Source organism: Paraburkholderia sp. A1RI_3L (genome assembly GCF_048957895.1).
Lineage (GTDB): Bacteria > Pseudomonadota > Gammaproteobacteria > Burkholderiales > Burkholderiaceae > Paraburkholderia > Paraburkholderia kururiensis.
In genome coordinates this window covers 62,027-74,122 of sequence record NZ_JARCHA010000019.1, presented here as the reverse complement: position 1 = coordinate 74,122, position 12,096 = coordinate 62,027, and the positions used below count along the sequence as shown (strand labels likewise).

The 12,096-nt window shown below is 61.6% G+C and carries 4 protein-coding genes and 1 other annotated feature; of the genes, 1 reads left to right on the top strand and 3 read right to left on the bottom strand.

Features of this window, described 5'->3' with window-relative positions:
• Positions 1–14: 14 nt before the first annotated feature.
• From PXJ20_RS30265 to PXJ20_RS30255, 3 genes are all read right to left on the bottom strand, one after another.
• Positions 15–3,116 carry a beta-ketoacyl synthase N-terminal-like domain-containing protein gene (locus tag PXJ20_RS30265; RefSeq protein WP_421031547.1) on the bottom strand — a complete coding sequence of 1,034 codons (3,102 nt, stop codon included), beginning with the start codon at positions 3,114–3,116 and terminating at the stop codon, positions 15–17.
• Complete coding sequence (locus PXJ20_RS30260; protein WP_421031546.1) at positions 3,113–9,868, bottom strand: amino acid adenylation domain-containing protein; 6,756 nt, start codon at positions 9,866–9,868, stop codon at positions 3,113–3,115. The genes PXJ20_RS30265 and PXJ20_RS30260 overlap by 4 nt, the downstream gene beginning before the upstream one ends.
• A gap of 451 nt (positions 9,869–10,319) precedes the next feature.
• Positions 10,320–10,700, bottom strand: coding sequence for an IS66 family transposase (locus tag PXJ20_RS30255; RefSeq protein ID WP_421032620.1), 381 nt, complete (start codon positions 10,698–10,700; stop codon positions 10,320–10,322).
• Here PXJ20_RS30255 and PXJ20_RS30250 point away from each other — a divergent pair.
• Positions 10,611–11,851 (top strand): IS3 family transposase gene (locus PXJ20_RS30250; RefSeq protein WP_421031545.1). Its coding sequence is split into 2 segments (ribosomal slippage): positions 10,611–10,917 and positions 10,917–11,851, totalling 1,242 coding nucleotides; the frame shifts between segments, so codons are not numbered across the junction. The two genes, PXJ20_RS30255 and PXJ20_RS30250, sit on opposite strands and share 90 nt — an antisense overlap.
• Positions 10,913–11,029 (top strand) — a sequence feature (AL1L pseudoknot). Its footprint overlaps the gene before it by 117 nt.
• Positions 11,852–12,096 lie beyond the last annotated feature (245 nt).

Genomic DNA, 12,096 nt, shown 5'->3' with positions numbered 1-12,096 from the left:
GGCGGCGTCTGCCGTCAGAAATCGAAGGTGAGCGCTGTATCGGCAGTCGTATCTACTATCCCGAGGCAGCCACCAACGCACAGTTGTCGATCGGCGGTTATTACGGTGAGCAGCGCTCGCACGGTCGCAGCTAAGCGTTCTAGGTCCGTCGCTTCGATGGCGTCGCGACGTGCTTCGAAGCTCAGAACCAGACGTTCGTCGACAGTCATGGCGAACAACGACAAATCGAATTTGGCGACCTGCCAAGGCAGTTCGTAGAAAGGGATTGGGCGGGCACATACCCCGCTTCCCAGTTCCGCGGCGCCGAGTGACATGTTTTGAAGCGCGAAAACGACGTTGAATTGCGCCTGTGGATCGCCGGCTTTTCTCGCGTCGAGCGGGGCGTCCTGGTACTCGAACATGTCGGCCAGTTGAGACCCAGCGGCTCCCGTGAGAGCGAGCACCGGTTCCTCATCGCGCAGACGCATGCCGATCGGGTAAAGGTTCACGAACATGCCGAGCACATTCTCGGTACCGGCCTGCACGCGGCCAGCCAATGGTGTACCGATATTGAACGCGGGCTGGCCCCACAGTTGACGCACGCCGATCGCATACGCTGTAATCAGGGTGGCGAACAGGCCGGCGCCAGATTCCGCCGCGAACCGGTGGATCGCCGCGGATGCCTCGAAGGAAAGGGTAAGCGTATAGCGTAGGGCGTCGATGCGTTTGCTCGCGCGTATGGCACGAACACGGCCATCGGGCAGGCTTTTCAGTCGTTGGCACCAGAATTGTGCATGAGCGTCGTAGCGACCTTCGTTCGCGCGGCGTTCGCGCCAAACAGCGTAGTCGAGCGCATGCAAGGCCGGCGATGCGGCAACCTCGCCGCGCCAGGCCCGCTCGATTCGGCGCCAGAGGATGCTCACGGACACACCATCCATCACTAGATGATGAAAATCCATGAGCAAGACGTTTTGCTCAGGCGCGAGCCGTAGCAGCGCGAAGCGAGCGAGCGGACCTGTTTCGACATCGAACGGTTGGATGAAGCGCGACGCCGCGGCAGCAATAGCAGGCGTAACCGCATCGTTCGCGTCGGCAGCGAGGTGCTCGAACGAGCACGCCGGCCGCTCGCTCGCGCGCTGCATGACGTGTCCAGCGCTTTGGAAAAAGCGCACCGCGAGGCCTGCATCGGCGGCGCAAACGGCGGTCACCACAGCTTCGAGCCGTGCCGCGTCGAGCGGACCTTCCAAGCGCATCGCAAACGGAACGTTGTAAAGCACGTCGCGGTGGAGCGCAGCATGCAAGAAGACTGGCACCTGCGCCGGGGCAACCGGATAACAATGGCGTGGCCCCGCGCGCGGAACGACTTCGACCGCGGTGGCGGCTTGAGCCTGTAGCCACTTGCGCAGACCCGCCATCGAAGGGGTTCGCCACAGTTGCCCGGCTCCGATTGCGCGGCCAAGTGCCTGCGACAACCGAGAGGCTACGACGACGGCCTTCAACGAATCGCCGCCGACTGCAAAGAAATCGTCCTCCGGCGCGATGTCGCGCCCGAGCACGTCGCGCCAAACGATAGCGATCGCGGCATCAACGTCCGCGCCGTCCCGCGATGCAATGGGAGGACTGGCCGGAGGGCTTGGCCGCTGAGCGGGTGCCTCGGCGAACCAATATCGGGCGCGGTTGGCGAGCGGCCGCTGCTCACGGGCGGCAGCGTCCGGCGCAGCCGCCGGCGCTTGGCGCAGCACGACATGGCAGTTGGTCCCGTTCATACTGAACGCGCTGACCCCGGCGTGTCGCGTTTTATCATGCGGCCATGGACGTAGCCGGTCGTTCACGTAGAGTGCGGAACCGAGAAAATCGATGCCCTCGTTGGGTGTGCCGAAATTGAGCGACGGTAACAGCTCACCGTGGCGAACCATCAATGCAGCGCGAATCAAGCCCGTGATTCCGGCTGCACTGTCCAGGTGCCCAAACAGACTTTTGATCGAGCCGACCGCACAACGTTGCGTGGCCCCGCTCAATGCCCGAGCAAGGGCCTCGAACTCGATCGGATCTCCCAACCGCGTACCCGTGCCATGGGCCTCGATACAGTCGATGTTGGACGCACTGACACCCGCGGTCCGCCACGCGCGCTCGATGACTTCGCGCTGCGCATCAACACTCGGCACGGTGAGGCCTGCCGTGTAGCCGTCATGATTGCAAGCGCTGCCCGCGATCACGGCATGGATGCGATCGCCGTCGCGCAACGCGGCCGCAAGCGGCTTCAGTACGATTGCCGCGACACCTTCGCCGATGCCAGCACCTGGACTGCCGCCGGCGAATGTTCGTGTCATGCCGTCTGCAGACTCGATGCCTATCGCGTCTTGGGCCGCGGCGCGCGGCCACAAGATCAGCTTGACGCCCCCGGCGAGCGCGAGTTCGCAGTCGCCGTGGCGCAGCGCTTGACAAGCGTAGTGGACTGCAACGAGCGAAGAGGAACACGCTGTGTCGATAACCAGGCTCGGGCCGCGCAGGTTTAGCAAATGACTGATCCTGCCGGACAGCAACGGCGGCAGCGTGCCGGTAAGCGCAAGCGACGCGAGTTCTGGCCGGTGACGGCGAATCAAATCTTCGTAACTCGTGTCATCTGAACCGTTGCAGTAGCCAGCAAATACGCCGACTGAATGGCCCGCGAGTGCCAGTGGCTGGAGGCCGGCGTCCTCGAAGGCGCGCCACGCGATGTCGAGGAAAGCACGGTGACTCGGATCCATGAGTTCAGTTTCGCGTGCCGATAATCCGAACCGCGCTGGATCGAAGCCATCGATCTCGTCGAGGTATGAGCCCGGCGCAAGCGTGGCGGTGGCATCGACCCACGGCGCCATTCGGCGACGACGCGACGCTGGGAAAGGACGCACCTGGACTGACGCGTCCGCGGATAGACGCCACAACGCGTCGACGTCGGCGGCACCTGGCCAGCGTCCGGCCATCCCCACAATCGCGATCGGAGCATCCGCCATTTCGGCACGCGCTAACGCGCGAAGTAGGCGCGCCGCGGTCGCCGGCTTGAGTGCGGAACTCGTGACGCACTGGAGCAACTCGCGTTGCATCTGGTGCACGTCATCGTCAGCTACCGCATCGATAAGGCCGCGGTGGGACGTCATCGAGGCGCTCCCAACAGCCGGAGCGCTTGGTCGGTGTCGAGTTCCCCGTTGCGGACCTGGGATAGCAGCGTTTCGAGCGTTTCCTGACCAGGCGCATGTCGATTTGTCTCGCGCGAGTCCGCGGTTTGCCACTCCCGTATGCGAGCGGCTTGCGCGCGTACCGTCGCGAGCGCAAACAGATCGGGCACGCTCAAACGGCCTGGCCAACGCGCGTCCAAAAGCCCGTGCAGTCGTACGATCATTACCGAGTTGCCGCCGACCATTTGGAAGGCCGTATCGACCGGCACCTCATCGCAGCAAAGTACTTCACACCACAGTCGCTGGATTTCGCATTCAACATCGTCCGTTGGCTCCGCGTTGCCATTGGTACGGCAAGCGAGTTCAGTGATTCTGGGAAGCGCGCTGCGATCGAGCTTGCCATTGGACGTAACCGGAAACGTGTCAACAAACGAGAACCACGCTGGAACCATGTAGGCGGGTAGTCGTGCGGCGAGGTAGTTCGCAAGCACTTCGGGTGTGACGGTGGCGTTCGCGATCACGTGCGCAACCAGCGCTAGCGTGCCTGCCGCATCCGGCTGCGGAAGCACGACCGCGTCACGAACCGCGGGGTGGCGTAAAAGCCAGTACGTTATCTCGCCAAGTTCGATGCGATAGCCGCGAATCTTGACCTGGTGATCGTCGCGACCGAGGAATTGCATTTGTCCGTCCGCGCGCCAGCGAGCGATGTCCCCGGTGTCATACATAACAGCATCAGGTCGATCGACGAAGGGATCGCGAATGAAACGCGAAGCGGTCAACTCGGGCGCGCCTGCGTATCCGGCGGCGAGGCATTCGCCTCCAATGAACAGCCTGCCTGGCAAGCCAACCGGGCAGGGGTGGCCCTGCGGGTCCAGCACGTAGTACCGCGCATTTTGGATCGGGCGACCGTAGGGAATGCTAACCCAGTGACGCGTGTCACCGGGAACCTCGAAATAATTCGACCAGATCGTCGCCTCGGTTGCCCCGCCGAGCGCGATCAGTCGCGCAGCCGGAAAACGGCTTACGAGCCGCGCGGGCAGGGAGACAGAGATCCAATCCCCGCTCAGAAAAACCAGCCGTAGGTCAGAAGAGATCAGCTCGTCTGATGTGACTTGCAACAGCTGGTCAAAGGCGGCCGGCGCCGAATCCCAGAAGGTGATGTTTTCGCGGCGTAGGATCTCGAGCACGCGGTGCGGATCGTGGGCCTCCTCGCGTGTGGCCACGCGTATCGCGGCACCCGCCGCGAGCGTTCCAAAAATGTCATAGACAGACAAGTCGAAGCTCAACGAGGTGACGAACAGTAGACGATCCCCGGCGTTCACACGGTAGCGGCCGTTAACCCATTCGATGAGATTAATCACGGAGCGATGCCTGACCTCGACGCCCTTTGGCTCGCCGGTGGATCCAGAAGTGAAAATGACGTACGCCGTGTCTTCCGCGCATGTCGTCGGTGCGGGTGCACGCGTGGCCGGACAAGCCGCGAGCGCTCGCGGGCCCAACCAGCGCGCCGCGTGATCGATGGCTGAGATCGGGCGTTCCGCGTCGATGCAAATCGCCGACGACATGCGCAATCCGTCTGCCCAAAGACCGGCACGTAGCGCAAGCGCGGACGCGTTGGTCACCAGATGCTCGATGCTCAGCCGAACGGCGATGGCCCGTACGCGCTCGGTCGGCAACTCGGGTTCCACCGGCACGTAATATCCACCGGCTTTTAGCACCCCCATCACTGCGACGATCATGTCGGGGGTTCGGTCCATCATAATCAGCACGGGGACACGGGGGCCAACACCTTCTTGCGCCAGCAGATAGGCGAGACGATTGGCGCGATCCTCCAATTGGGCATAGGTGAATGACGTCGCCCCCTGGATGACCGCGACGGCCTGCCCGTTGCGGTCGGCGCTCCGTTCGAACAGACGATGAATGAGTCCCGCTCGGTCGTATGGGGTTGCCGTATCGTTCAACGCATGGAGAACGTGGAGCCGTTCGGTCTCGGTGATGAACGACAAGCTTTTGACCGGGTCGTCGGCCGTCACTCGCGCCAGTAGATTCTCCAAATGGCTGAGCAGGCGTTCCGCGGTATCGTGGGCGAACAGATCGACCGCGTACTCGAGCGCCAGGCGCGACGCGTTGCCATCTTCGTGCACAAAGAAAGTCAAATCGAACTTTGCGCTGGGGTAACGCCATTCCTCGCGGTGCAAACAGATATCGTCGCCAAGCGCTGGCAGCGTGTCGAATGCAACCATCGAGAACATCACGTTGAATAGACGCGGCCGGTTTCCGCCACCGGCTTGGGCCAGTGCAGCGAGCAAGTCGGCTAGCGAAACGTGCTGGTGCTCGATCGCATCAATGACTCGGTCCTGGACTTGGGCCACGAGCATGCGGAAGGCCGATGCATCATCCACCTCGAAGTGGACAGGCAGCGTGTGCACCTGCATTCCGGCGATATCTTCGCTGCCAGGCTCTTGTCGACCGTTGCTGACGATGCCGACCGTTAGCGCCGATTGCCGCGACCAGGCGCGCAACAGCAAAAGCAGCGTGGCCAAATAGATGGTGTACGGCGTAACCCGCATTTGGGCGGCCATGCGGCGGACACGTTCACGCAACGTGCTCTGCAGTGGCCGCGAGATCGTTTCTCCGGCGAAGGTCGCCTCCGCTTGACGTACGTGGTCTGCAGGAAGCTGGACCTCGAGCGGGGCATCGGCCAAGTGTTCGACCCACCAGCGGCGCGTCGACTCGCGCGCTTCGCCGCGGTACTCGCGCGCTGCCCACAACTCGGAAACGGACAGCGCGGGCGGGCGCAGCGGCTCGTTCCTATAGGCTCGAGCGATATCCGCGAGGATGAGTTCGATCGCCGCGCCGTCGAACGCGACATGGTGGAACACCAACGCGAGCCAGTGGCGCCCATGCGCTGAGCGGAACAACGTTGCTCGCGCGACGTCGCCTTGCTCTAGTGAGCATGGACGCAACATGACGCTCAGCGCGTTATCGAGTGACTGGTGATCGATTTCCTCCACGGCCAGCAGTGGCCCGCCAGTCTGCGCGATATCGATCCACGTCTCGTAGCCGCTCGTCGAAAAGCGGCTGCGCAAAAAGGCGTGGCGGCGGCATACCGCGGACCACGCGAGCTGCAAACGGGACGCGTCGAGCGAGCCATCGACACGAAGCAACACCGGAATTAGATAAGGGGCGCGCCCTTCCGTGACGCGATCTAGTGCGAAGAGGCGGGCCTGTGCTTCGCTGGCAAGAAATCGGGCCTCAGGTTCAGCGGGCGGCTCCGTCGGCGAATGTGGCGCGGCAGTTGAGCGCGGTGCGTCCAGTCGAGATGCGAACGCCGCTGCCTGCGCACGGACGGTCGATTGCCGAAACAGCGCGACCATCGAAGGACGTTCGCCGATGAGAACAGCGAGGCGGCTTGCCAACGTCTGTACGGTGAATGAGTCGCCGCCAAGCGCAAAGAAAGAATCGTCGAGTCCGACGCTATCGCAGCCGAGAATCTCGCACCAAAGCGAAGCGATCGCACGCTGTGACGGTGTCAGCGGCAGTTCGGCCGCAGGGGCCGCCGATATGGCGCTCCAGCGGCTAAGGGGAGCAGTAAGGTGCTCGCGCGCAACTTTGCCGTTGACGTTTAGAGGGAGTGCGTCGACTTCGGCAATGAGCGTCGGGACCATATGGTCCGGCAGACGATTTCGCAGGACACCCAGCACGGCTGCGGCATCGAAGTCATCCTTGTCGGCGACGATCCATGCCGCTAGTCCGTCCAGAGAGCCGTCACGGACATAACCTACGTACGCGTCAGAAACGCCGGCGCATGCGCGTATTGCATCGCGCACCTCCCCGGGTTCGACGCGATAACCTCGAACTTTGACCTGCGCGTCGACGCGGCCGCGCAGGTGAATGATTCCTTCTCTGTCCCAGTAAGCGAGGTCGCCGGTGCGGTACAGGCGTTCGCTGCGACCGAAGGGCCAGCGGTGCTCGTAGAATTTCGCCGAGGTTGTCGCGGGGTCTCCGAGGTAGCCGAAAGCGACGCCCTCGCCGCCGACGTGCAATTCCCCGACGGCGAAAGGCGGCAGCAGGTTACCCCCCTCGTCAAGGACATAGCCTGTCGAGCGAGCGATGGGGCGCCCTACGGGAATCGGCGTGGCGATGCCCCGGGGAACCGCGTACAACGTCGAGTATGTTGTGTTCTCTGTCGGGCCGTAGGCGTTGACCACTGTGGTTTCGGGCGTCGCGCGCTGTACCGCTTGGACTGCGTCCAACGCAACGAAATCGCCGCCGGTAATAAGATATTCGACGCCTGCGAGCAAATCCGGCATCTGTTGCACGAGACGTGCGAAGAGCGGGGACGTTAAAAATAGAGCGGAGATGTGGAAACGTTCGATGGCGGCGCGCAGCAAGGACGCGTCGAGAAGCGTGGTCTTGTCGACCAGAGCGACGCTGCCCCCTGCGAGCAACGGGCCCCAGACTTCGAAAGTTGTTGCATCGAACGATGGGGAGCCCGTCAACAAGAGGCGAGTGTCTTCGTGAAGCGGCACAACGTTGCCGTCCTCCACCAGCCTAAGCACATTTCTATGCGTTACGCCAACGGCTTTGGGCAAACCCGTTGAACCCGATGTGAACATCACGTAGGCAATATCGTCGGTGTCGATGGCGTCGCGCGCGTTGGAGTTCGCGTGCATCGACGGCATGCCCGATGCCGATGATGCATCCACCAACAGGTGCGCCCAACTCAACGTTTCAACGGGCCACCCAGGATCGACAGCTTCAAGGCTTAATACAAAGCGACAGCCGGCACGCGTCGCCATCATCGATAGGCGCGCAGCGGGGTGGTCAGGATCAAGCGGCACATAGGCGGCGCCGCACTTCAGAATCGCAAGCTGCGCCACGACGTAATCGAGCCGCCGCTCGCTGAGCAGCGCGACCTTGTCGCCGCGAGCAAGACCGCGCAGGCGAAGGGCTTGCGCGACCCGATCCGTGACCTCGTCGAGTTCAGCGTACGACACGGTCCGGTCAACATCCAGCAGCGCGACTCGATCGGCATGCCGGCGTGCGACGGCGGCAAATCGCAACACGATGTTCTCGGTCAACGGCCGGACGGCGGGCAGGGGATTGAAGCGTGTGGCGAATGCGAGCGCGCGCTCGCGGGTCAACATCGAAAGCGAGGCAATCGGTGCGTTTGGCGAAGCGCAGGCCTGCTCGCAAAGGTGCAGGCAACTCGCGGCCATGTCGGCAACCGTGCCGTGGTCGAACCGCATCTCGTCGTATTCGATCGTTAGAGTGAAATCACCCTCGCACTCCGTCAATTCGAATAGCAACGGAAAGTGCGCGTGAGGATAGTGGAACGGTCTCCAATGCCCGAGCTGTTCGCAGTCGGCGCGGAAACGCTGGGTCGCCATGACGACTTCGAAAGCAGGCACCGCATCGGGCGAATCCAATTCACGCAGCGGGTAGAACTGATATTCCAACCGTTTTAGATGCTCCGCATGAACTTCGCTCAACAGGTCGAGGAAAGCGCGCTCAGGGGCAGCTCGGTGTTTGGAGGGTAGAGTGCGTACGAACAGTCCCACGACGTCGTCCGTGACTGCGCTGATGCGACCGCTCATCGGCACGCCAACGGTTGCTTCTGGTTCTCGCGTCAGCTTGGCCAGCAGTACGTGCAGGACCGTCAAAAAGACGCAATGAAGGGTCGTCCCTTGCTCGGACGCAAGCCGCTCGACGACTTGCATAAGGGAGGCGGCAACTGGCATATGGAAGATCGCCCCGCACGAGGCGGATTCCGAGGCATGTTCCGCGAGAGGGATGGACGGCAATGAGGGCGCGGGCCACCCCGCTGTCGCACGTTCGCGCCAGTAGGCTTGTGCTTCACGCCATTCGGAGGTGCCCCGCCGGGATGCATCTGCTTCGATTGCCGCTCGGTAGTTGTTTGCTGGATGCAGCACCTCGCCATCGAGAAGCGCCAGCAAATCGCGCAACAGCGTAGGGACTGAGGCGCCGTCCATGACCAAGTGATGGAAGTCCATTAGCAGCGTGGGATGCTCGCTGCCGTCGTCGAAGAGCGCGGCTCTCCATAGTGGGCCGGAATCCAGATCGAAGGGCGCGGCGAAGCGCTCCATTGCGGCTAGCCGATCTTCCGCAGGGACGGCTTGTACGGAGAATGGGACGGGGCCCGCTGCGCTCACCACTTGAAATACGACATCGTCGCGGATGCAAAAATGCAACCGCAATGCGTCGTGGCGTGCGGAAAGCGCACGCAGCGCACGGGCGAGCCGGCCCGGCTCCACGCGTCGCGAAAGTTCGACGGCGATAGGTGTGTTGTACAGCGTCGCGATTGGGGATCGCAGCGTTGCTAGGTAGATCGCCCGCTGGGCTTCGCTCGCGGGGAAGCTTGCCTCATCATTGCCCCGTGCGGAGAGCGGCTCCTTTGAGGTTGCTGTCTCTGTTTGGGCTTCGAGCGCCTCGAGCACGCATTTCGCGAGCTGTACCGCAGAGCCGCGTTGTACTACGTCAGCCACCCGCACTTGTATGCCATATCGCTGTTCCAGCCGCACTCGAAGCGCCATCGCTTGAAGCGAGTGTCCGCCGAGTTCAAGCAGCGTTAGATCGCGGGCGGGGGTCGGTATTGCCAGTAGATCAGCCAGCTCAGCAGCAATAGCTTCGACGATGGCGGGAAAGTTTCCGGCGCCCTGGATTGCGCCACCATTGTTTGTCGTCGGCAAAGGAAGATCGGTCGGTCTCATCGAATCGAACTGGCGATATGGTAAGAAACAATGGCACACCCGGGCGGGCGGTCAACTCGCGGAAGAGTTGACCGCCCGCCATATAAAGACGGGATAGCGGATTAGTGCAGCTGAAAAGAGCTGAAAATCTGCAATTGGACCGAGCGCTGCGCGCTAAAGCACGACCACTGCAGTCATCGCCGGAAAGAGCCCCAAACGCCAGACAGTGCCGCGAGCAATCGAGAACACCAAAGAAAGGCTATGTTCATAATCAATGTAGTCGTATTTCTTTGACTCACGTCATAAGCCACCACTCTCGCTGTGTGCTTATGGGTTTGAAATATAGACGACATAGCCATGCACTCCGCTTTTATCATCGGGGACCCATGTCGTATCGATTTATTCTTCGACAAGCGAAAACGTATCTCGACACAATCGCATCGTCAAACTTTATTTGATAAAAATTTTGTAACTATTCAGTCGGCATAGGCGAGAGCACGTTGCCGTCGAACGCGTGAGCCAAGGCTTCAAAGAGTGGTCTGGACTGCTTACGCAAAGTGGCCAGATAGGAGCGGATCGTGCAGAAGGCATCGAGGTCGTCCTGGCTGCGGAAACAGCCCGAGACTTTCTGCTTGAGCTTGGACATGCGGATGTCGCGCTCAGCCTGGTTATTCGTGAAGGGCACCCGATGATCAACAGTAAAGTGAACCGCCCCGGAAATGTAGGAGACTTTGGATCTTGGCTGTAACAGGAGATTTGAAGTATGGAAAACGAAAGCAAGGTAAGGAAGCCCACCGGGACGCGATATTCGGATGAAGTTCGGGAGCGGGCGATCCGGATGGTGTTTGAGCACCAGCACGAATATGAAACGCAGGGTGCGGCGCTGCGCTCTATCGCCTCGAAAATGGGGATGTCGCGCGAGACGCTTCGCAACTGGATCATTCAGGCTGAGCGCGACCGTGGCCAACGAGCTGGCGCGACAACTTCGGAGCTGGCGCGTCTGAAGGAACTGGAGCGCGAGAATCGTGAACTGCGCACGGCCAACGAGATACTGCGCAAGGCCTCCGCATATTTCGCGCAGGCGGAGCTCGACCGCCGATCGAAGCCATGATCGCGTTCATTGATGAGCATCGCGACGTCTACGGTATCGAGCCGATCTGCCGCCTGCTGCCGATCGCGCCGTCGACGTATTACCGGCACGCCGGGCGGCGCAGCGATCCGGAGCAATGGCCAGCGAGAGCGCGTCGCGACGCTGAACTGAAGGCCCTCATCCGGGCGGTCTGGGACGAGAACTTTGGCGTGTATGGCGTGCGCAAGGTCTGGCGCCAGTTACTGCGCGAGCGCGTGAAGGTTGCGCGCTGCACGGCTGCGCGCCTGATGAAGGCGATGGGCCTCGAAGGTGTGCGGCGTGGACGCCGGATCAAGACGACGCAGCGCGACGATGCGGTGCCGTGCCCGCTGAACCGGGTCAAACGTCAGTTCAGGGCCGAGCGGCCGAACGCGCTTTGGGTCGCGGATTTCACGTATTGCTGGACATGGTCGGGCTTCGTCTATGTGGCCTTCGTGACCGATGTGCTTGCGCGCCGTATTGTTGGTTGGCGCGTGTCGGCATCGATGAGGACTGACTTCGTGCTGGACGCGTTGAATCAGGCGTTACACGATCGCCAGCCACCGCCCGGGCTCATCCATCACAGCGATCACGGGTCGCAATATCTCAGTATTCTGTACACCGAACGTTTGGTGGAAGATGGCGTTGAACCATCAGTCGGAACTGTCGGCGACTCCTACGACAATGCTCTGGCCGAAACGATCAACGGCCTGTATAAGGCCGAAGTCGTACATCGGCGTTCATGGCGTACTCTCCAGGACGTCGAGCTCGCCACGCTCGAATGGGTTCACTGGTATAACCACCATCGGTTGCTCGGCCCGCTCGGGTACGTATCGCCTGTTGAAGCAGAGGAAGTCTACAATCGGAATCTGGTGCGCTCCGCTCGCGCGGCGTAGCGCCAAACTCGGCGGTCTCCGACAAACCCGGGGCGGTTCACACCCGCTTGAGAAGTGCATTGACCAACGGAATCAGTTCGATGATGAGAGCATCCTTCTGCTCGTGCGTCATCGACTTCAGATCGGGAATCTGCAACTCGGGGAGCTTCTTCGGCATCCCGAAACTATGCCAGGTTCAGCCAATGTTTACAACAGCCGCTGAATAGTTACAAAATTTTTCGCATTCCACTTGCGAATGCAGCGGT